Annotated in this window: 23 protein-coding genes, 1 tRNA gene and 1 pseudogene; 10 read left to right on the top strand and 15 right to left on the bottom strand. The window is 69.2% G+C overall.

Annotated features, from left to right (window positions below; translation table 11 throughout):
* Nucleotides 1-5: 5 nt before the first annotated feature.
* Nucleotides 6-350, bottom strand: a complete 345-nt coding sequence (locus tag H7I87_RS11960) for a hypothetical protein (RefSeq protein WP_033717905.1) — start codon at nt 348-350, stop codon at nt 6-8.
* A gap of 407 nt (nt 351-757) precedes the next feature.
* Here H7I87_RS11960 and H7I87_RS11955 point away from each other — a divergent pair, with 407 nt between their 5' ends.
* From H7I87_RS11955 to H7I87_RS11945, 3 genes and pseudogenes are all read left to right on the top strand, one after another.
* Nucleotides 758-1522: a hypothetical protein gene (locus tag H7I87_RS11955; protein ID WP_129560133.1), complete on the top strand. Its 765-nt coding sequence runs from the start codon at nt 758-760 to the stop codon at nt 1520-1522.
* A 126-nt stretch (nt 1523-1648) separates the two neighbouring features.
* Nucleotides 1649-1939, top strand: coding sequence for a hypothetical protein (locus H7I87_RS11950; protein WP_129560132.1), 291 nt, complete (start codon nt 1649-1651; stop codon nt 1937-1939).
* Nucleotides 1939-2427 (top strand): annotated as a pseudogene (locus H7I87_RS11945) (tyrosine-type recombinase/integrase); the annotation flags it as partial. The gene H7I87_RS11950 and the pseudogene H7I87_RS11945, both read left to right, overlap by 1 nt.
* A 101-nt stretch (nt 2428-2528) precedes the next feature.
* On the opposite strand, the gene H7I87_RS11940 reads toward H7I87_RS11945, so the two are convergent.
* Nucleotides 2529-2612: transfer RNA gene (locus tag H7I87_RS11940), tRNA-Leu, on the bottom strand.
* A 69-nt stretch (nt 2613-2681) separates the two neighbouring features.
* On the opposite strand from H7I87_RS11940, the gene H7I87_RS11935 reads away from it, so the two are divergent.
* On the top strand, nt 2682-3074 hold the full coding sequence (locus H7I87_RS11935; RefSeq protein WP_023861312.1) for a hypothetical protein: 393 nt from the start codon (nt 2682-2684) through the stop codon (nt 3072-3074).
* On the top strand, nt 3071-3421 hold the full coding sequence (locus H7I87_RS11930; RefSeq protein WP_003873191.1) for a DUF3817 domain-containing protein: 351 nt from the start codon (nt 3071-3073) through the stop codon (nt 3419-3421). The genes H7I87_RS11935 and H7I87_RS11930 overlap by 4 nt, the downstream gene beginning before the upstream one ends.
* A 14-nt stretch (nt 3422-3435) precedes the next feature.
* Here H7I87_RS11930 and rdgB read toward each other — a convergent pair whose 3' ends face one another.
* From rdgB to clpS, 8 genes are all read right to left on the bottom strand, one after another.
* Complete coding sequence (gene rdgB / locus H7I87_RS11925) at nt 3436-4053, bottom strand: RdgB/HAM1 family non-canonical purine NTP pyrophosphatase (RefSeq protein ID WP_196766668.1); 618 nt, start codon at nt 4051-4053, stop codon at nt 3436-3438.
* Between the two features lie 473 nt (nt 4054-4526).
* Nucleotides 4527-5306 carry a ribonuclease PH gene (gene rph / locus H7I87_RS11920; RefSeq protein ID WP_003873193.1) on the bottom strand — a complete coding sequence of 260 codons (780 nt, stop codon included), beginning with the start codon at nt 5304-5306 and terminating at the stop codon, nt 4527-4529.
* Between the two features lie 33 nt (nt 5307-5339).
* On the bottom strand, nt 5340-6122 hold the full coding sequence (locus tag H7I87_RS11915) for a cyclic nucleotide-degrading phosphodiesterase (RefSeq protein WP_019684009.1): 783 nt from the start codon (nt 6120-6122) through the stop codon (nt 5340-5342).
* Nucleotides 6123-6194: 72 nt separating this feature from the next.
* On the bottom strand, nt 6195-7022 hold the full coding sequence (gene murI, locus H7I87_RS11910; protein WP_009975745.1) for a glutamate racemase: 828 nt from the start codon (nt 7020-7022) through the stop codon (nt 6195-6197).
* A complete protein-coding gene (locus H7I87_RS11905; protein ID WP_003873196.1) occupies nt 7019-7690 on the bottom strand; it encodes a rhomboid family intramembrane serine protease in 672 nt (223 codons plus the stop codon). The genes murI and H7I87_RS11905 overlap by 4 nt, the downstream gene beginning before the upstream one ends.
* A gap of 50 nt (nt 7691-7740) precedes the next feature.
* On the bottom strand, nt 7741-8781 hold the full coding sequence (locus tag H7I87_RS11900; protein ID WP_033717900.1) for a P1 family peptidase: 1041 nt from the start codon (nt 8779-8781) through the stop codon (nt 7741-7743).
* Nucleotides 8782-8791: 10 nt separating this feature from the next.
* A complete protein-coding gene (gene aosR, locus H7I87_RS11895) occupies nt 8792-9379 on the bottom strand; it encodes an oxidative stress transcriptional regulator AosR (RefSeq protein WP_063971717.1) in 588 nt (195 codons plus the stop codon).
* A 24-nt stretch (nt 9380-9403) separates the two neighbouring features.
* Nucleotides 9404-9721 carry an ATP-dependent Clp protease adapter ClpS gene (clpS, locus tag H7I87_RS11890; RefSeq protein ID WP_023881213.1) on the bottom strand — a complete coding sequence of 106 codons (318 nt, stop codon included), beginning with the start codon at nt 9719-9721 and terminating at the stop codon, nt 9404-9406.
* A 67-nt stretch (nt 9722-9788) separates the two neighbouring features.
* Here clpS and H7I87_RS11885 point away from each other — a divergent pair, with 67 nt between their 5' ends.
* Together H7I87_RS11885 and H7I87_RS11880 are read left to right on the top strand one after the other, a co-directional pair.
* Complete coding sequence (locus tag H7I87_RS11885; protein WP_009975739.1) at nt 9789-11123, top strand: nicotinate phosphoribosyltransferase; 1335 nt, start codon at nt 9789-9791, stop codon at nt 11121-11123.
* A gap of 33 nt (nt 11124-11156) precedes the next feature.
* Nucleotides 11157-13169, top strand: a complete 2013-nt coding sequence (locus H7I87_RS11880) for an ATP-dependent DNA helicase (RefSeq protein ID WP_033712534.1) — start codon at nt 11157-11159, stop codon at nt 13167-13169.
* On the opposite strand, the gene glgP is transcribed toward H7I87_RS11880, so the two are convergent.
* Nucleotides 13153-15768, bottom strand: a complete 2616-nt coding sequence (gene glgP / locus H7I87_RS11875) for an alpha-glucan family phosphorylase (protein ID WP_023881211.1) — start codon at nt 15766-15768, stop codon at nt 13153-13155. The two genes, H7I87_RS11880 and glgP, sit on opposite strands and share 17 nt — an antisense overlap.
* 305 nt (nt 15769-16073) lie before the next feature.
* On the opposite strand from glgP, the gene H7I87_RS11870 reads away from it, so the two are divergent.
* Nucleotides 16074-18158 (top strand): alpha-1,4-glucan--maltose-1-phosphate maltosyltransferase, encoded by a 2085-nt coding sequence (locus tag H7I87_RS11870; protein WP_208618395.1) that lies wholly within the window; start codon nt 16074-16076, stop codon nt 18156-18158.
* Between the two features lie 34 nt (nt 18159-18192).
* Nucleotides 18193-20388 carry a 1,4-alpha-glucan branching protein GlgB gene (glgB, locus tag H7I87_RS11865; protein WP_019732737.1) on the top strand — a complete coding sequence of 732 codons (2196 nt, stop codon included), beginning with the start codon at nt 18193-18195 and terminating at the stop codon, nt 20386-20388.
* Nucleotides 20389-20413: 25 nt separating this feature from the next.
* Here glgB and H7I87_RS11860 read toward each other — a convergent pair whose 3' ends face one another.
* Both H7I87_RS11860 and H7I87_RS11855 read right to left on the bottom strand, forming a co-directional pair.
* Complete coding sequence (locus tag H7I87_RS11860) at nt 20414-21325, bottom strand: tetratricopeptide repeat protein (protein ID WP_011724214.1); 912 nt, start codon at nt 21323-21325, stop codon at nt 20414-20416.
* Nucleotides 21326-21515: 190 nt separating this feature from the next.
* Nucleotides 21516-22697, bottom strand: coding sequence for an acetyl-CoA C-acetyltransferase (locus tag H7I87_RS11855; protein WP_011724213.1), 1182 nt, complete (start codon nt 22695-22697; stop codon nt 21516-21518).
* Nucleotides 22698-22778: 81 nt separating this feature from the next.
* Between H7I87_RS11855 and mce the strand changes: the two genes are divergently transcribed.
* Complete coding sequence (gene mce / locus H7I87_RS11850) at nt 22779-23243, top strand: methylmalonyl-CoA epimerase (RefSeq protein ID WP_003873207.1); 465 nt, start codon at nt 22779-22781, stop codon at nt 23241-23243.
* A 10-nt stretch (nt 23244-23253) separates the two neighbouring features.
* Here the strand turns inward: mce and H7I87_RS11845 are convergent, their stop codons facing one another.
* Both H7I87_RS11845 and nucS read right to left on the bottom strand, forming a co-directional pair.
* Nucleotides 23254-23550, bottom strand: a complete 297-nt coding sequence (locus H7I87_RS11845; protein ID WP_023861306.1) for an Rv1322 family protein — start codon at nt 23548-23550, stop codon at nt 23254-23256.
* Nucleotides 23551-23573: 23 nt separating this feature from the next.
* On the bottom strand, nt 23574-24245 hold the full coding sequence (gene nucS, locus H7I87_RS11840; RefSeq protein WP_003873208.1) for an endonuclease NucS: 672 nt from the start codon (nt 24243-24245) through the stop codon (nt 23574-23576).
* Nucleotides 24246-24249: the final 4 nt, after the last annotated feature.

Here is a 24249-nt window from a genome sequence, read left to right as displayed (position 1 = left end):
CGGACTCAGGCAGTGCAGTCCACTGCTGCTGCCGGGGTCACGCTCGACCGGTACTGAGCTTCTTCGAGCATGTTTTCTAGCCAGCCATCCCAGGTGCCGGTGTGCCCGCCTGCCGTGTGTATCGCAGTACGGGCCGCTGTGAACGCTTTCAGCAGAGCGTCTGGCGGGTTGTCGGCGGTGACCGTGATGCACAGATCGACTCGCCCCGCCGCGACGTCAGCTCCCACATCGCCATCAACGCCGGTCAGATCAGCGAGCGCCTCGGCAACGTCGTCAAGGTGAGCCAGCATGTCGTCGTTGAACTGGCCGCGACCGTCGTCAAAGTTCAGCTCGACGTAAAAGCTAGGCATCTTGCTCACCTTCCTCCCAACATTCTTGACGCTCAAACCACTTCAAGGTGTTCCGCACATAGTTCGGGTCGCTAGGCGATTTGTGGATCGTCTTCTGGTGCTTCCCGCACGGGCATCGGAACTTGTAGTACCGCTTCCCGGTGACCTCGACCCATCCATGGCCCAAGACCGTCTCTATCAGCGCTCGGATTTCCTTGTCGTGTTGCCCCACTACCAGCAACAATAGCGTCTCCCGATCTCGGCAGCGCATCGAACCGCTTAAGTGCTGACAACAGCCAGCTTGGGACAATCAGCCACGTCACGCGGCGTCGGCGTCTTGCGGCCTGATCCGCCAGCTCGTTGCTCCAAAACAACCACTTCGGCACTCGCCAGTTTTACGCTAGTGACCCGAGTGGGGAGAACGGGCGATGAGCGACGACGACACCCGCCAGGCCGAACCTGGCGACGAACCGGAAACCACCAGCGTGCCGACCAGCGCCGCGCCGACACCGGAGCTTGCCTGGTCGGCCGACGACGGCGACGACGAGTCACAGCGCCGCTCATGGCCGCGCACCGCTGCGCTCGCGACCGGCATCGTGGCCGCTGGCGCTGCGATCGGTGCCGGGTTATGGCTCGCGGTACCAGGTTTCAAAACAACAGTCACGAATCACGTTGTGCCGCAACACTCGACAACGACGACTGTCGCAGCCGCGCCGAGCACGACGCCACCGACCGTAACCGTGGTGAAACCCTCCGTACCACCGGTATTGAGCGCTGATGACCGACGTCTTTTGTACCAGCTCCGATCGGTTGAAGGGTACGAGGCTGATAACCCGGCTTTGGTGGTTGCGCACGCACACCGGTACTGCGAGCTTATACAGCAAGGGTTTTCGGGCTATCAAGCCTGGCAAGGTGTCGTGTCCGAGTCGAACAACGACGTTGGTATGCACCTCACCATCCCTCGTCCGCTGCTCGGCGCTGCTCGTACCCCGACAGAGATGGCATGGAACATACTCGCGGCCGATGCGTCGACTGTGTACCCGAACTGCTCCGAGCTGCCGCCACCGGCACCGGCGACCACGCAGCGATACAAAGATGGCGATGGAATGCCGCCCACGACGACGACACAGCTACAGCTAGACCCGAACCACCCTGAGCTGCCACCACCGGGATACGGCGGCAGTAACTACTAACCCACTCACAGCGGCCTCGGTCTAGACGCTCGGGGCCGCTTCTGTGTGCCCGATTGCCGGGGCTCAGCGCCACGGAGAGACACCGTTTGCTGGTCCGGCAGCGTACCGGCGCTACCATTCCTAGGCATGGCAGAGCGGGTATCAGAACCGACGACCGGGGTGGTGCGGGCCGAGCTGATTCCGGCCCTGTGGAGGGATTCAGCCGCGCTATGGCTGGGCATTTCCGGCGAAGCACCCGGTCCATGCAGCGCCAACATCTGGCACCGGGTCACGGACGTGTCCGAGACATCCGAAGGGATCGCTGTCAGCTTTGACGACGGTCCCGACAAGATCCTTGCCGCCGACGAACAGGTGGACGTCCGGGTCTCGACAGACATTGGCCGCCTCCGCGGCCTCGCGGGCTGGTTGCCTGGTTGATCACCGCCCGGGTGCGTGATGTGCAATTCCTGCGTCGGCGTCTGAGCATTCACAATAACGCGGTACAGATCGGGGTCAGGCATGAAGTCGGACCCACCAAGGGCCGCGAGGCGCGGTCGGTGCCGGTGCCCGAATTCGTGCTCAACGAATTGTCGGCGATCTGCGCCGGTAAGGGTCCGAACGATTTGGTGTTCTGCACACCGGACGGTCGGTACCTGCAACGCCCGAAGTCGTCCAACGGCTGGTTTACGCGGGCGGTGCGGGCCGCTGGCGTGCAAACGGTGACGCCCCATGACCTTCGGCACACGTGCGCCTCGCTGGCCGTGTCGGCGGGCGTGAACGTGCTGGCGCTGGCGCGGATGCTCGGCCACAAAGACCCCTCGGTGACGTTGCGGGTGTACGCCGACCTGTTCGACACCGACCTAGACGCGGTGGCCGCGAGCTTGCACGTCCAGTACGGGCCTGGGCGAGCGCGTGACACCGTGTGAGTTTTGCTGTGCGAGCAGACGTGTTTTGGAGTGTGCTCAAAATGTGCTCAAACGGACTGTGGCAAGCCCCAAAAACACCCTCTGACCTGCGTCGATACCAGTGCGGGCGGAGGGACTCGAACCCTCAAGCTCTTTCGAGCAATGGCACCTAAAACCATCGCGTCTGCCAATTTCGCCACGCCCGCGGCGTGGCGATCGTAACGCCTCGTCGCCTCCCGGGCCGTCTGGGCGGTGCGCAGCGGTACGGTCGAGGGGTGTCCACCCCGGCCCCTCGGAAGCGCCGTCGCCGGCCCGCGCTGATCGCTCTGGTGATCATCGCGGCGTGCGGCTGCCTGGCGCTGGGCTGGTGGCAGTGGACCAGGTTTCAGTCCGTCTCCGGCTCGTTCCAGAACCTCGGCTACGCGCTGCAATGGCCGCTGTTCGCGTGGTTCTGCGTGTACGCCTACCGCAAATTCGTTCGCTACGAAGAGGAACCGCCCCGGCCGCGCGACACCGCTGCCGTGACGGAGATACCCGCCGGGCTGCTGCCCGAGCGGCCCAGGCCCACCCCCCGGCCGCCCGACGACCCGGCGCTGCGGGAGTACAACCGTTATCTGGCCGAGCTCGCCGCCCAGGACGCCGCACAACAGGACAGGACAACCACATGACCACACCGGAGACGCCCGGAGCGCCCGTGCCCGCGGTCCCCGTCGACAAGATCCGCACCGCGCTGCTCGGCTACCGGATCATGGCGTGGACGACGGGGCTGTGGCTCATCGCGCTGTGCTACGAGATCGTCTCGCACCTGGTCATGCACCACGAAATCCGGTGGATCGAGGTGGTGCACGGCTGGGTCTATTTCGTCTACGTGCTGACCGCATTCAACCTGGCGGTCAAGGTGCGCTGGCCGATCGGCAAGACGATCGGCGTGCTGCTGTCCGGCACCATCCCGCTGCTCGGCATCATCGTCGAGCACTTCCAGACCCGGGACGTCAAGGCGCGCTTCGGCGTGTAAGCCCGGCCGCCGATTCAACCCGGCGCGCGGGCCAGCGTTTCCAGCGCCGGCACCAGCAGCCGCAGCGCGCGACCGCGATGCGACACCGCGTCCTTCTCCGCCGGGCTGAGCTGTGCCGCGGTGCGGCCCCCGGCATCGTCGGGAACGAAGACCGGGTCGTAGCCGAAGCCGCCGTCCCCGCGCGGCTCGCAGGCGATGCGGCCCGGCCACTCGCCGCGAACGACGACCTCCCCCGACGCCGACACCAGCGCGCACGCGGACACGAACGACGCGGCACGCCGCTCGTCGGGCACATCCCGCAATTGCGCCAGCAGCAACGCGGTGTTGGCGGCGTCGTCGCCGTGGCGGCCCGACCAACGGGCCGAAAGCACGCCGGGCATGCCGTTCAGCGCGGCCACCTCCAGCCCGGAATCGTCGGCCACGCTCGCCAGACCGGTCGCGGCGAACGCGTCCCGGGCCTTGGCCAACGCATTCTCCTCGAACACCGCACCGGTCTCCGGCGCCTCCTCGAACGGCGCCACATCGTCGAGCGACACCAGCGTCAACCCCGTCACACCGGCCGCGTCGAGCACCCGGCGCAACTCGGCCAGCTTCTTGCGATTGCGGCTGGCGACCAGCAGCGGGCTCAACAGCTATCCCTGAACATGCGTCGGCTTCACTTGCACGACTCTAGGCAATCTGTCAGGGCGACCAGGCGAGGGAACCCCTGCCCGGTGGGAGGCAGGACTAATTTCCCTGTGCCACAACTAAATTCGTGTCAGGCTTTACTGATCCTGCTCAGCAGCCAGGTAGTCCGCATCCCGTGCCGCTCGATGCCGCTCGGCAGACCTGTGGTGAGCTTCGACGTCACCGAAGCCCCCCCCAGCAGCTCTGTCGTGCAACTGCGCGGCACGCTCATGGGCATCGCCGGCGGACAGGCGGGCCGCATGCAGACGTTCACGTGCCGCCGCGACACGCTCGGCCGCCTCATCAGCGGACCTACGTGCGGCTCCCGACACTCTGGACCGCCGTTCGGCGTCGTCGCTCATGCGGCACCTCCAAGCCCACAACGCTACGCGCATGTCGGGCGGGTATCACACGGAAACGCTGGTCACCGGCAGGCGGGTCAGCTGCCGAACGCCTTCGGCGGCGGCGGCCCCTCGGGCAACACCCCCGGGTAGGGCAGCTTGAGCGCCTCGCGCTGGGCGGCGAACAGCTTGTCGCAGGCGGCCAGCGCCGCGTCGAGCAGTTTGTCCAGGGTCGAACGCGGGAAGGTGGCCCCCTCGCCGGTGCCCTGCACCTCCACCAGCGTGCCGGTGTCGGTGGCGACGACGTTCATGTCGACCTCGGCGCGGGCGTCCTCCTCGTAGGGCAGATCGACCCGGATCCGGCCGTCGACCACGCCGACGCTGACCGCCGCGATGGCACACGACAACGGCCGCGGATCGGACAGTTTCCCCGCCGCCGACAGGTAGGTGACGGCGTCGGCCAGCGCCACGAAGGCGCCGGTGATTGCCGCGGTGCGGGTGCCGCCGTCGGCCTGCAGCACGTCGCAGTCGACGGCGATCGTGTTCTCCCCCAGCGCCGCCAGGTCGATGCAGGCCCGCAGCGACCGACCGATGAGCCGGCTGATCTCCTGGGTGCGCCCGGACAGTCGGCCCTTGACCGATTCGCGGTCCGAGCGGGTGTGCGTCGCCGACGGCAACATCGCGTACTCGGCGGTCAGCCAGCCCAGGCCCGAGCCCTTGCGCCAGCGCGGCACGCCCTCGGTGACGCTGGCCGTGCACATCACCTTGGTGTGGCCGAATTCGATCAGCACCGAACCGGCGGGGTGTTCGGTGAACCCGCGGGTGATCACCAGCGGGCGAAGCTCGTCGTCCAGGCGGCCGTCTTCTCGTCGCGTCACCCAGTAACCCTAAGCCACCTCGAACCGGTCGGCTCAGACCCTCTCGGAACGGCGGACGTCGAACGTCTCGCCGCACACCACCGCGTGCACGGGGCCGTCGAACTCGGCCTTGGCCTCGCTGATGACGTCCTCCCGCGAGGTCCACGGCGGGATGTGGGTCAACAACAACTCGTGGACGCCGGCCTGCGCGGCGGCCCGGCCCGCCTCGGTGCCCGACAGGTGCAGCGCGGGCGGGCGGTCGGGCGAATGCGTCCAGGAGGCCTCGCACAAAAAAACATCGGCGCCGCGAGCCAGCTCGACGAGCTGATCGCAGGCGCCGGTGTCACCGCTGTAGACGAAGGACGCGCCGGTGTGATCGGTGACGCGCAAGCCGTAGGACTCGGTCGGATGGGCCACCACCCGCGGCGTCACCGTCAACCCTCCGATCGTCACCGGCTCGCCGTCGACCCAATGGCGAACGTCGAAAATATCTGAGCAGTCATCGATTTCACCGCCGTAGGGTGACGACGCCGCGCCCAACCGCGACCAGGTGTCGCCGGGGCCGTACAGCATCGCCTTGCCGAGCGGGCGCGTCGGGTGATAGCGCCGCCAGACGAAAAGCCCGGGCAGATCCAGGCAGTGATCGGCATGCAGATGCGACAGGAGCACGTGCACCGAACTGGGATCGGCGTAGCGCTGCAGCGCGCCCAGCACACCCCCGCCGAAGTCGATGACCAAGGGCGGAGTATCCGGTGCCCGAAGCAGATAACCCGACGCAGGCGAATCCGGACCCACCACGCTGCCCGAGCAGCCGAGCACGGTTATTCGCACGGACACTACTGTGCCATGCCCGATGGGACCATGACGAAAACATTGCCGCATTGGTGTGACGAGAATCTCGTCCGCGGGTCAGTCAATACGCACATGATGGACAGGCCGGACACCCGAGACGGCCGGACCCAGGAACCGGGCTGCCAATCGGGTGAATGCCTCGGGGTCGCCGGTGGCTTCGAACACCCGGGACGGCCCGGCGGCGCGGGGATCGTCGGGGTGCGGGTGCAGTAGGTCCCGCTCGGTGAGCACCCGCAGCACCTCCTTGGCGGTCTCCTCGGCGCTGGACACCAACGTCACGTTGTCCCCCATCGCCAACTGGATCAGCCCCGACAGCAACGGGTAGTGCGTGCAACCGAGCACCAGCGTGTCGACCTGCGCGCGCTGCAGCGGCTCCAGATAACCCTCGGCCAGCCCGAGCACCTGACGGCCGCTGGTCACCCCGCGCTCGACGAAGTCGACGAACCGGGGACAGGCCACCGCGGTGATCTCGGTGTCGCGGGCGGCGGCGAACGCGTCCTGGTAGGCGTGCGAATTGATGGTCGCCTGGGTGCCGATCACCCCGATGCGGCCGTTGCGCGTGGTGGCGACCGCGCGGCGCACCGCGGGCAGGATCACCTCGACGACGGGCACCTCGTAGCGTTCGCGGGCATCCCGCAGGCAGGCCGCCGACGCGGTGTTGCACGCGATCACCAACGCCTTGACCCCGCGGCCGACCAGGTCGTCGCCGATGGCCAGCGCGTGCGCCCGCACCTCGGGGATGCTCAGCGGGCCGTACGGCCCGTGGCCGGTGTCGCCGACGTAAATGATGTGCTCGTCGGGCAGCTGGTCGATGATGGCCCGCGCGACGGTCAGTCCGCCGACGCCGGAGTCGAAGATCCCGACGGGCGCCAGTGCCGAGCTCATGTCTTGGGGCGCGGCGCGCCGGCGCCGGTCTTGCGGCCGGAGCGGCCCTTGCGTTCCGGTTCGGACAGCAGGTAGGCGGCCAGCACGCCGGCGATCGCCCCGCACAGGTGGCCCTGCCAGGACACGCCGCCGCACAGGCCGAGCACCGGCATGGCGCCGAGCAGCACGCCGCCGTAGGCGAACATGACCGCCAGGCCGATGATGATGTCGCGGACCCGGCGCACGAAGATGCCGAACACCAGCAGGAAGGCCAGCCAGCCGAAGATCAGGCCGGAGGCCCCGATGTGGTCGGTGGGCCCGCAGCTGCTGCCGACGTTGCCGATCAGCCAGGTGCCGAAACCCCCCACGATCCAGATGATCACGGTCGCCCAGACGAACCGGGCCAGCCCGGCCAGCGTCATCAGGAATCCGAGCACCAGCAGCGGCACGGTGTTGGCCATCAGGTGCTGCCAGCTCTCGTGCAGCACCGGGGCGAAGACGATGCCCCACAGGCCGTCGACCCGCTGCGGCCGGATGCCGTGGACGTCCAGGGCGTGGCGGGTCAGCTGGTCGATCAGCTCGACGAGGTAGAGCAGCGCGACGAAGGTGACGATGGTGGTGGCGCCCGCCGCCGCCGTGGACCGCTTCTTGGTCTGGGCGGCAGGTGCCCGTCCGGTGGTCTTACCCATGGCTGCCCTTCCAGCGCGCTGCCAGCATCGTCAAGGCTACCGGTCGGCGTTCACCGGCCCAGCGCGCCGGGCAGCACGTCCCGGTAGCTCGGGATGCCGGCGACGGAGTCGGCGGCCAGCACACCGCCCAGCACTGCGTGCGCCAGGCAGTCGGCGGCGGCGACGCCCACCTCGGTGGCCAACCGGGTCTCCGGCGAGAAGGCGGCCGGCGTATCGGCCTCGGGCGGCACCTCGACCGCCCCGGTGGCCAGCACGAACACGGTGTCACCGTCGACCGGGGTGTGGGCCGGGCGGATGCTGCGGGCCAGGCCGTCGTGGGCCGCGACGGCCACCCGCCGGCAGGCCGCCGCGCTCAGCGCGGCGTCGGTGGCCACCACCGCGATGACGGTGTTGAGCGGGTTGTCCAGCGGGTTCGACGGCGACGGCAACGCGGCGAACGCCTCGATCTGCTCGACCGGCGGCGGTCGCAGCCCGAACTGCTCGACCAGGTCCGTCATCCACGGCAATCCGGTCGCCCGGTCGACGACCTCGCCCGCGGAGTTCACCACGGCCAGCGCCCCGACGGTCACACCGCTGGGCAAGCTGCGCGAGGCGGTCCCGACGCCGCCCTTGAGCGCGCCGGCCCGCGCCCCCACCCCGGCGCCGACGGTCCCGACGGCCGGCGCGTCGTCGTCGCGCGCGGCGGCGCAGGCCAGGTAGCCGAACTCGGCCGTCGGGCGGCAGTGCCAGCCGCCGACGGGCAGGTCGAAGATCACCGCCCCGGGGACGATGGGCACCACGCCGCCGTCCATCGCCACCCCACGGTCGTGTTCCTCCAGCCAGCGCATCACGCCGTCGGCGGCGGCCAGCCCGTAGGCACTACCGCCGGCGAGCAGCACCGCGTCCACGAACCGCACGGTGTTGGCCGGGTCCAGCAGGTCGGTCTCGCGGGTGCCGGGCGCACCGCCGCGGCAGTCCACCGCGCCGACGGTGCCCGGCGGGGTGAGCACGACGGTGACGCCGCAGGCCCAGCCGGCGCCCAGCGACGCGTCGGGATCCAATCGCTGGTGGTGGCCGACGCGGATGCCGCCGACGTCGGTGATGGCGTTCATCGCCGAGCCGTCACGATGGCCGGGGCCCCATGAGCACCAGGACCAGGTACTCCTGCAGCACGGTCAGCCACTGGTAGACGTCGAAGTGCACGGCCAGCGGATGGTCGGCCGGCAGCCGCTCCGGGCCGTCCGGCCCGATTTCGAGCATGACGCCCAGCGTCAGCCGGATGTCGTTGACCGCCGCGATCCACGCGTTCGCGTCGTCCTCGGTCAACTCGAACCGGCCGCCGTCGTCGGGGACGGTGTCCAACAAGCGCTGTGCGGCAACACGTTTGGCGTTGACGATGCCGGGCTCGTGCAGGCTGCGCAGCGCGGCGTTCAGGCTCTCGGCGGCATCGGGCGACTCGTCGCCGTTGTCGTCGGGCCGGTAGAAGTCGGGCAGCAGCCGGCGCAGCGTCGGATCCTTCGGTGGTTGCGCGTTCCCGGTCTTGATGCCGGTGATTTCCTCGAGTTCGTCTGCCGGCGAAGAGGATTCACGCTCATCGAGCAGCCCGATCATCGCGGTGGCCAGGTTTTTGAGCAGCGCGGCCTCATGGGAGGCCAGGGCGGACCGAAAACGGGGACCGTCCGCAGTCTCGACCCGCTTCCACTTGCGCACAGGAAATCGCCGGTGCCCCGAATCTCAGCGGTCCTGCTGCATGGTCGCCCACAAACCGGCGGCATGCAGTTTGGACACGTCCACTTCCATGGCCTCGCGGCTGCCCGCGGACACCACGGCCTTTCCCTCGTTGTGCACCTGCAGCATCAGCTTGGTGGCGTGCGGTTCGCTGTAGCCGAACAACTTCTGGAACACGTAGGTCACGTAGGTCATCAGGTTGACCGGGTCGTCCCAGACGATCGTGACCCACGGGCTGGCCGTGACCTCCTCGGGAGCGGACTCGCGTTGTCCTGTAGTGCCCGGCCTGGACTTCGGCTCGGTGGGCGCTGACATAACAACCATGGCCCCCACGATACCGAGGTATGGACGACGTTACCGAGCCCCGATCCGCAGCCGATACCGTTATGGAATGAACGACCCGGTCGTCACTGGGCTCCTGACCGACAAATACGAGTTGACCATGTTGGCGGCCGCATTGCGCGACGGCAGCGCCGGTCGGCGGACCACCTTCGAACTGTTCGCGCGCCGGCTTCCCGAGGGACGCCGGTACGGCGTGGTGGGCGGAACCGGCCGGCTGCTCGAGGCGCTGCCGCAGTTCACCTTCGGCGACGAGGCCTGCCAGTCGCTGCGGCAATTCCTCGATCCCGACACGCTGCGGTACCTGCGCGATTTTCGGTTCGGCGGCGACATCGACGGCTACGCCGAGGGCGAGCTGTATTTCCCCGGGTCGCCGGTGCTGTCGGTGACCGGGACCTTCGCGGAATGCGTGGTGCTCGAAACGCTGGCGCTGTCGATCTTCAACCACGACACCGCGATCGCGTCCGCCGCGGCGCGCATGGTCAGCGCGGCCAGGGGCCGGCCGCTGATCGAGATGGGGTCACGGCGCACGCATGAGCAGGCGGCGGTGGCCGCGGCCCGCGCTGCCTACATCGCCGGCTTCGCCGCCTCCTCGAACTTGGAGGCCCAGCGCTGCTACGGAATTCCGGCCGAGGGCACCTCGGCGCACGCGTTCACCATGCTGCACGCCCGCACCGACGCCGCCGCGGAATCCACTGAACTGGCGGCGTTTCGGGCACAGGTGCAGGCGCTCGGCGTCGACACCACGCTGCTGGTGGACACCTACGACGTGACGACCGGGGTGGCCAACGCGGTGACGGCGGCCGGCACCGGGCTGGGCGCGGTGCGCATCGACTCCGGCGAGCTGGGCGTGCTGGCCCGCCAGGTCCGCGAGCAGCTGGACAGGCTCGGAGCCACCCGCACCCGCATCGTGGTCTCCGGTGACCTCGACGAGTTCTCCATCGCCGCGCTGGCCGCCGAGCCGGTGGACAGCTACGGCGTGGGCACCTCAGTGGTGACCGGTTCGGGCGCCCCGACGGCGAACATGGTCTACAAGCTCGTCGAGGTGGACGGCCTGCCGGTGCAGAAGCGCAGCAGCCACAAGGAATCCCGGGGCGGGCGCAAGGAGGCGCTGCGGCTCTCCCGGGACACCGGCATCATCACCGAGGAGCTGGTCTATCCGGCCGGCCATCGGCCGGACGTCGCCGAGCCGGCCCGGGCGGTGACGGTGCCGTTGGTGCGCGGCGGCGAGCTGGTGTCCAAACCGAACCTCGCCGCGGCGCGCGAACTGGTAGCTTCCGGGCTGCGCAGTCTGCCGTGGGAGGGGCTGAACCTGTCCCACGGCGAACCCGCGATCCCGACCACCCAGATCCCGGCCGACCGGCGACGGCCGCCCGGCATCGACTGACCGGGCTCGACCGAGCAGAACCGAGCGAAGAGGATCGTCACGTCCGAGCTTTCCGTGCCCGAGTTGCTGGCCACCGCCGTGGCCGCGCTGGGCGGCAGCGAGCGCGAAGGCCAGCAGCAGATGGCCGCCGCGGTGGCCCAGGCCTTCGACACCGGCCGGCACCTGGTCGTGCAGGCCGGCACCGGCACCGGCAAGTCGCTGGCGTATCTGGTGCCCGCGATCGTGCACGCCCTGCGCGACGACTCCCCGGTGGTGGTGTCGACGGCCACCATCGCGTTGCAGCGCCAGCTCGTCGACCGCGACCTGCCCCGGCTGATCGATTCGCTGGCCGCGGCGCTGCCGCGGCGGCCCCAGTTCGCGTTGCTCAAGGGACGACGAAACTATTTGTGCTTGAACAAGATTCACAATGGCGGGCCGGCCGACGGTGAGGAAGCCGCCGACCGGCCGCAGGAGGAACTGTTCAACCCGATGGCGGTCAGCGCGTTGGGCCGCGACGTGCAACGGCTCACCGAATGGGCGTCGAGCACCGACTCCGGTGACCGCGACGACCTCAAGCCCGGCGTGCCGGACCGGTCCTGGTCGCAGGTCAGCGTTTCGGCGCGGGAATGCCTCGGGGTGGCGCGCTGTCCGTTCGGCGCCGAATGCTTCTCCGAGCGCGCGCGCAGCCGGGCCGGTCAGGCCGATGTCGTGGTCACCAACCACGCGCTGCTGGCCATCGACGCGGTGTCCGACTCGGCGATCCTGCCCGAGCACGCGCTGCTGGTCATCGACGAGGCGCACGAGCTGGTGGACCGGGTGACCTCGGTGGCCACCGCGGAGCTGACGTCGGCGGCCCTCGGCATCGCCGCGCGCCGGATCGGCCGGCTGGTGAGCCCGGAACTGGTCCAGCGGCTGGAGGCGACGACGGCGACCTTCGCCGCGGCCATCCACGACGGCACGCCGGGGCGCATCGATCGCCTCGACGACGAGCTGGCGACCTACCTGGCGGCGCTGCGCGACGCGGCGAGCGCGGCCCGCTCGGCGATCGACACCACCAGCGACCCCAAGGCGGCGTCCGCGCGCGCCGAAGCGGTTGCGGCACTGAGCGAGATCTCCGACACCGCGTCGCGGGTGCTGGCGTCGTTCGGCCCGGCCATCCCCGACCGCACCGACGTGGTGTGGCTGGACCACGAGGACAACCGGGGCGCGATGCGCCCGGTGCTGCGGGTGGCCCCGCTGTCGGTGGCCGACCTGTTGCGCGACCGGGTGTTCTCGCGTTCCACCGTGGTGCTGACGTCGGCGACGCTGACCATCGGCGGCTCCTTCGACGCCATGGCCGCGGCCTGGGGGCTGAAAGGACCCGACGGTGACGACCCGCCCTGGCGCGGCCTGGACGTGGGGTCGCCGTTTCAGCACGCCAAGGCCGGAATCCTTTATGTGGCAGCGCATCTGCCGCCGCCCGGACGCGACGGCGTCGGCTCGGCCGAGCAGCTGACCGAGATCGCCGAGCTCATCACCGCCGCCGACGGGCGCACCCTGGGCCTGTTCTCGTCGATGCGGGCCGCCCGGGCGGCCGCCGAGGCGATGCGCGACCGGCTGTCGACGCCGGTGCTGTGTCAGGGCGACGACAGCACCTCGGCGCTGGTCGAGCAGTTCAGCGCCGAGCCGCAGACGTCGCTGTTCGGCACCCTGTCGCTGTGGCAGGGCGTCGACGTGCCCGGCCCGTCGCTGTCGTTGGTGTTGATCGACCGCATCCCGTTTCCCCGGCCCGACGACCCGCTGCTCGGAGCGCGGCAGCGCGCGGTGGCCGCGCGCGGCGGCAACGGCTTCATGGCCGTTGCCGCCAGCCATGCCGCGCTGCTGCTGGCGCAGGGCTCGGGCCGGCTGTTGCGGCGGGTCAGCGACCGCGGCGTGGTCGCGGTGCTCGACTCGCGCATGGCCACCGCCGGCTACGGCGGCTACCTGCGCGCCTCGCTGCCGCCGTTCTGGCAGACCACCAACGGCGCGCAGGTGCGAGCGGCGCTGCAGCGGCTGCGCACCGCCGCGACGGCTAGCGGGCCAGGGTGACCAGGCCCAGCTCGTTGCCGGCGGCCAACATCGGATGCCGGGGCAGCACCCGCACCGTGTAGCCGACCGACCCGGCCAGCGGCAGCGGCGTCGTCGTCGAGAAGACCTGATTGCCGCCCTCGGCCGTACCGGCGTACGACATCTCGACGGTGACCGGCTCGAGCAGTGCATCGCTGCCGTCCACCCGGCCCACCACCGCCTCGACGGTGACCTCGTCGGGCGCCAGCCCGCCCAGCGCCACGGTGGCGGTCAGGGTGAGCTTGGAGCCGAGCACCGGGCTGTCGGGCAGGCCGGTGCTGTCCACGTCGGTGATCACGATGTTGGGCCATGCCTCTTCGGCGCGCCGGCGATAGGCGGCCAGCTCCCGGGCGGCGCCGAACTCGGCGCCGCCGGTCGCCCCCTCGGCCGGTCCGATCGTCCGGCGCCACGACTGCGCGGCCGGCGTGTAGTACTGCTCGACGTAGTCGCGCACCATCCGCGACGCCAGCACCTTCGGGCCGAGCGTCTGCAGGGTGTGGCGCACCATCTCGATCCAGCGCGGCGGCACCCCGCGCTCGTCGCGTTCGTAGAACTTCGGCGCTACCGCTTCCTCGAGCAGCCGGTAGAGCGCGCCGGATTCCAGGTCGTCGCGGCGTTGCTCGTCGGCCACACCGTCGGCGGACGGGATCTCCCAACCGTTTTCGCCGTCGTACCACTCGTCCCACCAGCCGTCGCGGATGGACAGGTTCAGCCCGCCGTTCAGCGCGCTCTTCATCCCCGAGGTGCCGCAGGCCTCCAGCGGCCGTAGCGGATTGTTCAACCAGACGTCGCAGCCCCAGTACAGCAGCCGCGCCATCGACATGTCGTAGTCGGGCAGGAAGGCGATGCGGTGGCGCACCTCGGGCCGGTCGGCGAAGCGCACCACCTGCTGGATCAACGCCTTGCCGCCGTCGTCGGCCGGGTGGGATTTGCCGGCCACGATCAACTGGATCGGCCGCTGCTCGTCGAGCAGCAACTGCTGCAGCCGGTCGGGGTCGCGCAGCATCAACGTCAGCCGCTTGTACGTCGGCACCCGCCGGGCGAACCCGATGGTCAACACGTCGGGATCGAAAGCCGTTTCGATCCAACCCAATTCGGCGTCCGTGGCACCTCGTTCCAGCCATGAGCGGCGCAGCCGCTGCCGCACGTCCTCGACGAGCAACGACCTCAGCTGGCAGCGGATCCCCCACAGATGGCCGGCGTCGACCTGCTGCACCCGCAGCCACACGCCCGGGTCGCTGAACGAATCCGACCCCGCCAGTTCGTAACCCAGCTGCAGCCACTGCGGGGCCGCCCAGGTGCGCGCGTGCACCCCGTTGGTGATCGAACCGATCGGCACCTCGTTGCTGTCGAAGCCCGGCCACAGCTCGTTGAACATGGCCCGGCTCACCCGGCCGTGCAGCGACGACACACCGTTGGCCCGCTGGGCCAGGCGCAGACCCATGTGCGCCATGTTGAATTTCGTCGGATCGTCCTCGGCGCCGAGCGCCAGGATGCGGGCGGTCGGCACCCCCGGCAGCAGCACGGGCGCTCCCGCCGCGTCGTCGGCGTGGTCGTCGAAGTACAGCCGTACCATGTCGATGGGGAACCGGTCGATGCCGGCCGGCACCGGTGTGTGCGTGGTGAACACCGTGCTGGATCGCACCACCGCCAGGGCGGTGTCGAAGTCCAAGCCCGAACCCGTCATCAGCTCGCGGATGCGCTCGGCCCCGAGGAAGCCGGCGTGGCCCTCGTTCATGTGGAACACCTCGGGTTCGGGCAGCCCGTGGATCGTGGTGTAGGCGCGGATCGCCCGCACCCCGCCGATGCCGGCCAGGATCTCCTGCCGCATCCGATGCTCCTGATCGCCCCCGTACAGACGGTCGGTGACGCCGCGCAGGTCGTGCTCGTTCTCGGGCACGTCGGAATCCAGCAGCAGCAGCGGCACCCGGCCCACCTGGGCCACCCAGATGCGGGCATGCAGCTGCGCGGAGTCGGGCAGCGTCAACTCGACCAGGGCGGGATCGCCGGTGGCGTCGGTCAGCAGCCGCAACGGCAACCCCTGGGGGTCCAGCGCCGGGTAGTTCTCGTGCTGCCAGCCGTCGGCGGTCAACGACTGCCGGAAGTAGCCGGAGCGGTAGTACAAGCCCACCGCCACCAGCGGCACACCCAGATCCGACGCGGACTTCAGGTGGTCACCGGCGAGGATCCCCAGCCCGCCGGAGTAGTTGGGCAGCACCTCGGCGACGCCGAACTCCATCGAGAAGTAGGCGATGGCTGCCGGCATCTGCGCCCCCTGGTCCTGCTGCTGCTGGTACCACAGCGGGCGGCTCAGGTAGTCGTTCAGGTCGGCGGTCAGCTCGTCGAGCCGGCCCAGGAACGTCTCGTCGACCGCCAACTCGTCCAGCCGCGCCGGTTTGACCGCGCCCAGCAACGCCACCGGGTCGCTGCCGCAGCGCTGCCACAGCTCGGGATCGATGCTTGCGAAGAGGTCCTGAGTGGGCTTGTCCCACGACCAGCGCAGGTTGGTCGACAGCTGGTCCAGCGCGGCCAGACGCTCGGGCAGATGAGCACGGACGGTAAACCGGCGGAGGGCTTTCACGCGTCCCTACCTTACTGAGGTTCCCGGCCCGCGCACGGCGGCAGGAAAACACCGCTGCCGTGCGCCTGCGTTTGCTTTTCAGTGGCGGGGGTGTGACCGGAGACTAGGGTGGGTACCGGATAGTTATCGGGGTCGCGACGATGCTTCCCCACCCAGAAAGTTCCCCACCACAGGAAGTTTCCCGACGAGCGGCATTCCGCACGGAGCACACCGCGGGTGGGCCGCCCACAATCGGAAAACCCCGGTGCCGATTGCGAACCGCCAGGCGGGCGCGAAGGACCCGGGCAGATCGGAACGGAGTGTTGGTGCCCGGTTGTGTCGAGATCGATAACGTCCAGCCGGTCGTCTCCTGTGGGACATATCCCGCCAAGGCCGTCGTCGGCGAGGTGGTGCCGGTCAGCGCCTCGGTGTGGCGCGAGGGACACGAGGCGGTGGCGGCGACGCTGGTGGTGCGCTACCTGGGACCGGCCTATCCGCCGGTGACCGAGACGCGCCGGGTCAAGGCGGTGCAGGCACCGGTCGCCGACCGCGAGGGCAGGGTCGACCAGCAACGGATCAAGCCGCTGTCGCTGCCGATGACGATGGGCCCCGAACCCTACGTCTTCCACGGTCAGTTCACCCCCGACCAGGTCGGATTGTGGACCTTCCGGGTGGACGGCTGGGGCGACCCGATCCACTCCTGGCGGCACGGGCTGGTCGCCAAGCTGGACGCCGGCCAGGGCGAGACGGAGCTGTCCAACGATCTGCTGGTCGGCGCGGAGCTGTTCGAGCGCGCCGCCACGGGTGTGCCGCGCACCCGGCGCGAACCGCTGCTGGCCGCCGCGGCCGCGCTGCGCACCGCCGGGGACCCGGTCACCCGGACGGCGCTGGCGCTGGCGCCGGAAATCGAGGAGATCCTGGCGGAGTATCCGCTGCGCGATCTGCTGACCCGCGGCGAGCAGTACGGGGTCTGGGTGGATCGGCCGCTGGCCCGCTTCGGCTCCTGGTATGAGATGTTCCCCCGCTCGACCGGCGGCTGGGACGACGACGGCAACCCCGTGCACGGCACCTTCGCGACGGCGGCCGCGGCGCTACCGCGCATCGCGGCGATGGGCTTCGACGTCGTCTACCTGCCGCCGATCCATCCCATCGGGAAGGTACATCGCAAGGGGCGCAACAACTCTCCGACCGCCGGCCCGACGGATGTGGGCTCGCCGTGGGCGATCGGCAGCGACGAGGGCGGCCACGACGCCGTCCACCCGGATCTGGGCACCATCGAGGATTTCGACGCGTTCGTCGCCCGGGCCCGCGAGCTGGGCATGGAGGTGGCGCTCGACCTGGCGCTGCAATGCGCGCCGGATCATCCGTGGGCGCGCGAGCACCGCAACTGGTTCACCGAATTGCCGGACGGCACCATCGCGTACGCGGAGAACCCGCCCAAGAAGTACCAGGACATCTATCCGCTCAACTTCGACAACGACCCGGCCGGTCTCTATGACGAGGTGCTGCGGGTGGTCCGGCACTGGATCGACCACGGCGTCAAGTTCTTTCGCGTCGACAACCCGCACACCAAACCGCCGGACTTCTGGGCCTGGCTGATCGCCGCGGTCAAGGGCATCGATCCCGATGTGCTGTTCCTGTCCGAGGCCTTCACCCCGCCGGTCCGGCAATACGGGCTGGCCAAACTGGGCTTCACCCAGTCCTATACGTACTTCACCTGGCGCACCGCGAAGTGGGAGCTGACCGAGTTCGGCAACGACATCGCCGCGCTGGCCGATTTCCGCCGGCCCAACCTGTTCGTCAACACACCCGACATCCTGCACGCCATCCTGCAGCACAACGGTCCGGGGATGTTCGCCATCCGCGCGGTGCTGGCCGCCACGATGGGTCCGGCCTGGGGGGTGTACTCGGGCTACGAACTGTTCGAGCACCGCGCGGTGCGCGAGGGCAGCGAGGAGTACCTGAACTCCGAGAAGTACGAACTGCGGCCCCGCGATTTCGCCGGCGCGCTCGCCGAGGGAAGGTCGCTCGAGCCATTCATCACGCAGCTCAACACGATTCGGCGGCTCCACCCCGCGCTGCAACAGCTGCGCACCATCCATTTCCACGGCGTGGACAACGACGCGCTGCTCGCCTACAGCAAGTTCGACCCGGCCACCGGCGACTGCGTGCTGGTGGTGGTGACGCTCAACGCATTCGGCCCCGAGGAAGCGACGCTGTTTTTAGACATGGCGGCATTGGGTATGGAGCCTTACGAGCGCTTTTGGGTGCGCGACGAGATCACCGGCCAGGAATTCCAGTGGGGGCAAGCCAATTACGTTCGCATCGACCCGGCACAGGCGGTCGCTCACGTCATCAACATGCCGCTCATCCCCGATGAGGCTCGAATGACCTTGCTACGCAGGCGCTGAACGCACGACGAAACGGACCGGAGGTGAAAGGGACATGAGCAACGCCGATCAACTCGCTCGGACGCACCTGGCGCCCGATCCTGCGGACCTGTCGCGCCTGGTCGCCGGCACCCACCACGACCCGCACGGAATTCTCGGGGCCCACGAATACGGCGATCACACCGTCATCCGGGCGTTCCGGCCGCACGCGACCGAGGTCGCCGCGCTGGTCGGCGGCGACCGGTTCGCGATGCAGCACATCGAATCCGGCCTTTTCGCGGTGGCCCTGCCCTTCACGAACCTGATCGACTACCGGCTACAGATCACCTACCCCGACTCCGAGCCCTACGTCGTCGCCGACGCCTACCGCTTCCTGCCCACCCTGGGCGAGGTCGACCTGCACCTGTTCGGCGAGGGGCGCCACGAGCGGCTCTGGGAAGTCCTTGGCGCGCATCCCCGCTCGTTCACCACCGCCGACGGCGTCGTCACCGGGGTGTCGTTCGCGGTGTGGGCGCCCAACGCCAAGGGCATCAGTCTGATCGGTGAGTTCAACGGCTGGACCGGTACCGAAGCGCCGATGCGGGTGTTGGGCTCGTCGGGCGTGTGGGAGCTGTTCTGGCCCGACTTCCCGATCGGCGGGCTGTACAAGTTCAAGGTGCACGGCGCCGACGGCGTGGTCACCGAGCGGGCCGATCCGATGGCGTTCGCCACCGAGGTGCCCCCGCACACCGCCTCCCGGGTGACGCGCAGCAGCTACACCTGGGGAGACGCCGACTGGATGACCCAGCGCGCCGCGCGCAACCCGGTCTTCGAGCCGATGAGCACCTACGAGGTCCACCTGGGCTCCTGGCGTCCCGGGCTCAGCTACCGCCAATTGGCCCGCGAGCTGACGGACTACGTTGTGGAGCACGGCTTCACCCACGTGGAGCTGCTGCCGGTCGCCGAGCATCCGTTCGCCGGCTCCTGGGGATACCAGGTGACGTCGTACTACGCGCCGACCTCCCGATTCGGCACGCCCGACGAGTTCCGGGCGCTGGTCGACGCCCTGCACCAGGCCGGTATCGGTGTGATCGTCGACTGGGTGCCGGCACACTTCCCGAAGGACGCGTGGGCGCTGGGACGGTTCGACGGCACCCCGCTCTACGAACACTCCGACCCCAAGCGTGGGGAGCAACTCGACTGGGGCACTTACGTATTCGACTTCGGCCGTCGGGAGGTGCGTAACTTCCTGGTGGCCAACGCGTTGTACTGGCTGCAGGAGTTCCACATCGACGGGTTGCGGGTGGACGCGGTGGCCTCGATGCTGTACCTGGACTACTCCCGCCCCGAGGGCGGCTGGACCCCCAACGTCTACGGCGGCCGGGAGAACCTGGAGGCCGTCCAGTTCCTGCAGGAGATGAACGCCACCGCGCACAAGTCCGCGCCCGGCATCGTCACCATCGCCGAGGAGTCGACCTCGTGGCCCGGCGTGACCAGGCCGACAAACCTTGGCGGACTTGGATTTTCGATGAAGTGGAACATGGGCTGGATGCACGACACGCTGGACTACATCAGCCGCGACCCGATCTATCGCAGCTACCACCACCACGAGATGACGTTCTCGATGCTCTACGCATTCAGCGAGAACTACGTGCTGCCGCTCAGCCACGACGAGGTGGTGCACGGCAAGGGCACCCTGTGGGGCCGGATGCCGGGCAACAATCACGTCAAAGCCGCCGGGCTGCGCAGCCTGCTGGCCTACCAGTGGGCGCACCCCGGTAAGCAATTGTTGTTCATGGGCCAGGAATTCGGGCAGCGCGCCGAGTGGTCCGAAGAACGCGGCCTGGACTGGTGGCAGCTCGACGAGCAGGGCTTCTCCAACGGGATCCTGCGTCTGGTGCGCGACATCAACGACATCTATCGCAGCCACCCGGCGCTGTGGAGCCAGGACACCGTGCCCGACGGCTACTCCTGGATCGACGCCAACGACTCGGCCAACAACGTGCTGAGCTTCCTGCGCTACGGCAAGGACGGCTCGGTGATGGCGTGCGTCTTCAACTTCGCCGGCGCCGAGCACAGCGGCTATCGGCTGGGATTGCCGTCGGCCGGCCGCTGGCGCGAGGTGCTCAACACCGACGCGACGGTCTACAACGGCTCGGGCATCGGCAACATGGGCGGCGTCGACGCCACCGAAGACCCTTGGCACGGTCGGCCCGCCTCGGCGGTGCTGGTGCTGCCGCCGACGTCGGCGCTGTGGCTGGAACCCGAGTAGCCCGCAACGACTTTCGCGAGCGCGCTTAATACAGCGCGTTTGCCAGGTTGCGCCGTCCAGCCACGACCTCGGGGTCGGCCGGATCGAAAAGGTCGAACAGCTCGACCAGCCTGGTCCGCACCCGGGCCCGGTCGTCGCCGGATGTGTTGCGCACCAAGGCAATCAGGCGGTCGAACGCGGCGCCGACGTCCTGGTTGAGGATCTGCACGTCGGCGGCCGCGAAGGCGGCGTCGATGTCGCCCGGCGCGGCATCGGCGACGGCGACGGCGTCCGGGCGCTGCGCGGTGGCGCGGGTGAGGAAGTCGATCTGGCGGATGGCGCCCTTGGCCTCCGCGCTGGCCGGGTTGGCATCCAGGATCGCCTGATACGACGTCCGGGCCGCCTCGAAGTCGCCGGCCTCCAGCTGTTGACGGGCCGCGGCCAGCTCCGGGTCGACCGCCTCGGATTCCGCGGAACCCGTTGCGCCCTTGAGCTTCCCGGCGGTCGCCGAAAGGATCTGATCGAGCCAGCCGCGCAACTGGTCGGCCGGCTGCATGCCCTGGAAGCTCGAAATCGGCTGCCCGGCAGCCAATGCCACCACGGTCGGAACGGCATCCACCCCGAATATCTGGGCCACCCGGGGCGCCACGTCCACGTTGACGGTGGCCAACGACCACTTGCCGTTGTCCTGGGCGGCCAACCCGGACAGCGTGTCGAGCAGCTGGACGCACGCGTCGCTGCGCGGTGACCACAGCAGCACCACCACCGGCACTTCCTCGGACCGGATCAGCACCTCGGCCTCGAAGTTGGCCTCGGTGACCGCGCTGATGCCGGGGCCACCGTCGGCCGGCGCGGGCCCGCCGGCCGGGCCGCTCGCCGCCTGGGCCCGCTGCTTGAGACCGGAAAGATCGACGGCCCCGGCCAGGGCGGGGCCGATGGAAGGTCGCGGACGTGTCACGTCGTCAAGTTTGGCATGCGCATCGGCAACCGCTCCACCCGGTGGCGACGGCGCTCAGGCACTGGCCCGGCCACGGCGAAAGCACCCGAAAAAGCCCCGAAAAAGCGGTGTGATCGGCCGATATGACGAAGATCACACTTCGTCGCGGCGGGCGAATGCCAGCAACCTCGGCGAACGCCGCGACCGCTGGCTAACCCGCCCGCAGAATCAGCGCGTCGCCCTGCCCGCCGGCCCCGCACAGGGCCGCGACGGCGTAGCCCGAGCCGCGCCGCGACAATTCCAGCGCGGCATGCAGGGTGATCCGCGCCCCCGACATCCCGATCGGGTGCCCGACCGCGATCGCACCGCCGTTGACGTTGACGATGTCGGGATTCACGCCGAGTTCGCGGGTCGAGGCCAGCGCCACGGCCGCAAACGCCTCGTTGATCTCCACCACGTCGAGCTGGTCGACGGAGATGCCCTCGCGACCGAGCGCTTTCTTGATGGCGTTGGCCGGCTGCGACTGCAGGGTGGAGTCCGGTCCGGCGACCACCCCGTGCGCACCGATCTCGGCCAGCCAGCTCAGCCCGAGCTGCTGGGCCTTGGCCTTGCTCATCACGACCACCGCGGCCGCGCCGTCGGAGATCTGCGAGGCCGACCCGGCGGTAATGGTGCCGTCCTTGCGGAACGCCGGCTTGAGGCCGGCCAGCGACTCGGCGGTGGTGTTGGCCCGGATGCCCTCGTCCTCGGTGAACTGCAACGGATCGCCCTTGCGCTGCGGGATGTTCACCGGCACCACCTCGTCGGTGAACACGCCGTCCTTCCACGCCGCGGCCGCCCGCTGATGCGACCGTGCGGCGTACTGGTCCTGCTCTTCGCGGGTGAACTTGTCGACGTCGTTGCGCTGCTCGGTGAGCGCGCCCATCGGCTGGTCGGTGAACACGTCGTGCAGGCCGTCGTAGGCCATGTGGTCCAGGACCGTCACGTCGCCGTACTTGTAGCCCGCGCGGCTGTCCATCAGCAGGTGCGGCGCCTTGGTCATCGACTCCTGACCGCCGGCTACCACCACGTCGAACTCTCCGGCGCGAATCAGCTGGTCGGCCAGGGCGATGGCGTCGATCCCGGACAGACACATCTTGTTGATGCTCAACGCCGGCACGTCCCAACCGATGCCGGCCGCCACGGCCGCCTGCCGGGCCGGCATCTGACCGGCCCCGGCCGTCAACACCTGCCCCATGATCACGTACTCGACCAGGTCGGCCGGGACGTTGGCCTTCTCCAGCGCGCCGGCGATGGCGATGGCACCCAGGTCGCTGGCGGAGAAATCCTTCAGCGAACCCATCAGCTTGCCGATGGGTGTCCGCGCTCCAGCAACGATCACCGACGTCGTCATGACTCTCTCCTCAGGCCTGCTAATGCCTCCCGGGAGCCTCCCGGAGAAGCGCAATCTTTGCCGTCAGGTTACCGTTATGAGATGACGACCGATCAAGTTGACGCCCGTCAGGTCCTGGCCACCGCGCTGGTGACGGCGATCGATCACGTCGGCATCGCAGTCGCCGACCTGGACGCGGCAATCGCCTGGTATCACGACCACCTCGGCATGATCCTGGTGCACGAGGAAGTCAACGAGGAGCAGGGAATCCGCGAGGCGATGCTGGCCGTGCGGGGTGCCCCGGCGGGCACCGCGCAGCTGCAGCTGATGGCCCCGATCGACGACTCCTCGACCATTGCGAAGTTCCTGGATAAGCGGGGGCCTGGCATCCAGCAGATGGCGATGCGGGTCAGCGACCTGGACACCCTGATCGAGCGGCTCCGCGAGCAAGGCGTGCGGCTGATCTACGACGCACCGCGTCGCGGCACGGCAAACTCGCGGATCAACTTCATCCACCCCAAGGACGCCGGCGGCGTGCTCATCGAGCTCGTCGAGCCGGCCGCCTGAGCCGTCGGATTCACGACCACTTCCGGGTGGGGCCGCGGGTGGCGCGGTGCGCCCAGCAGCCGGTGTGCCAGTGCCGGCGGTCCTCGGCTCCCCCGAGCGTCGGCTCGACCGGCCATACCACCAGATGGGCTGCGCCCGAACGGATTTCGTGATCGCAGCCGGGGCACCGGTAGGTCTTGACGGCACGCGCCGCCGCGATGGGACGGACCTCGTAGTCATGCCCGTCGGGCCCGGCTTCCACCCGGCGCAGTGCCGGTGGCGGCCCGAGCGGCCGTTGCCGGCGGGGCGGTGTGCGGCGCCGAGCCATGCGACCAGTGTAGGGGCGAGGCCCTAGAACAGCCGGTATTCGTCGCTGTCCATCCCGCGCATCTTGTCGTAATCCAATGTCACACAACGGATACCACGATCGGTGGCCAGCGTGCGGGCTTGCGGTTTGATCTGCTGCGCGGCGAACACGCCGCGCACCGGCGCCAGCACGCTGTCGCGGTTGAGCAGCTCGAGGTAGCGGGTGAGCTGTTCCACGCCGTCGATCTCGCCGCGCCGTTTGATCTCCACCGCCACCGATCCGCCGCGCTCGTCGCGGCAGAGCAGATCGACCGGCCCGATGGCGGTCATGTACTCGCGGCGGACCAGCGTGTACCCCTCGCCCAGCAGTTGCACGTGCTCGGCGAGCAGGGCCTGCAGGTGCGCCTCGACGCCGTCCTTGACCAGGCCGGGATCGACGCCGAGGTCGTGGCTGGAGTCGTGCTCGATGTCCTCGACGGTGATGCGGAGCTGCTCGCCGGCCTTGTTCTCGACCACCCACACCGGCGCCGCATCGCCGGCCTCCTCGCGCAGCCAGCACGGCGGGCTCATCCAGTTCAACGGCTTGTAGGCACGGTCGTCGGCGTGCACGCTGACCGATCCGTCGGCCTTGAACAGCAGCAGCCTGCGCGCCGACGGCAGATGCGCGGTGAGCCGGCCGACGTAATCCACGGTGCACTGGGCGATCACTAGACGCACCCGA

The organism is Mycobacterium timonense (assembly GCF_025821985.1).
In the GTDB taxonomy this organism is placed as follows: Bacteria; Actinomycetota; Actinomycetes; order Mycobacteriales; family Mycobacteriaceae; genus Mycobacterium; species Mycobacterium avium.
This window is presented reverse-complemented; position numbering and strand designations above follow the sequence as displayed.

What these genes read in the sequence shown, in the direction of transcription:
- H7I87_RS11960 (WP_033717905.1), bottom strand. Translation starts at nt 350, where the DNA reads ATGCCTAGCTTTTACGTCGAGCTGAACTTTGACGACGGTCGCGGCCAG.
- H7I87_RS11955 (WP_129560133.1), top strand. Translation starts at nt 758, where the DNA reads ATGAGCGACGACGACACCCGCCAGGCCGAACCTGGCGACGAACCGGAA.
- H7I87_RS11950 (WP_129560132.1), top strand. Translation starts at nt 1,649, where the DNA reads ATGGCAGAGCGGGTATCAGAACCGACGACCGGGGTGGTGCGGGCCGAG.
- H7I87_RS11930 (WP_003873191.1), top strand. Translation starts at nt 3,071, where the DNA reads ATGACCACACCGGAGACGCCCGGAGCGCCCGTGCCCGCGGTCCCCGTC.
- murI (WP_009975745.1), bottom strand. Translation starts at nt 7,022, where the DNA reads ATGAGCTCGGCACTGGCGCCCGTCGGGATCTTCGACTCCGGCGTCGGC.
- H7I87_RS11905 (WP_003873196.1), bottom strand. Translation starts at nt 7,690, where the DNA reads ATGGGTAAGACCACCGGACGGGCACCTGCCGCCCAGACCAAGAAGCGG.
- H7I87_RS11900 (WP_033717900.1), bottom strand. Translation starts at nt 8,781, where the DNA reads ATGAACGCCATCACCGACGTCGGCGGCATCCGCGTCGGCCACCACCAG.
- clpS (WP_023881213.1), bottom strand. Translation starts at nt 9,721, where the DNA reads ATGGTTGTTATGTCAGCGCCCACCGAGCCGAAGTCCAGGCCGGGCACT.
- H7I87_RS11885 (WP_009975739.1), top strand. Translation starts at nt 9,789, where the DNA reads ATGAACGACCCGGTCGTCACTGGGCTCCTGACCGACAAATACGAGTTG.
- glgB (WP_019732737.1), top strand. Translation starts at nt 18,193, where the DNA reads ATGAGCAACGCCGATCAACTCGCTCGGACGCACCTGGCGCCCGATCCT.
- H7I87_RS11855 (WP_011724213.1), bottom strand. Translation starts at nt 22,697, where the DNA reads ATGACGACGTCGGTGATCGTTGCTGGAGCGCGGACACCCATCGGCAAG.
- mce (WP_003873207.1), top strand. Translation starts at nt 22,779, where the DNA reads ATGACGACCGATCAAGTTGACGCCCGTCAGGTCCTGGCCACCGCGCTG.
- H7I87_RS11845 (WP_023861306.1), bottom strand. Translation starts at nt 23,550, where the DNA reads ATGGCTCGGCGCCGCACACCGCCCCGCCGGCAACGGCCGCTCGGGCCG.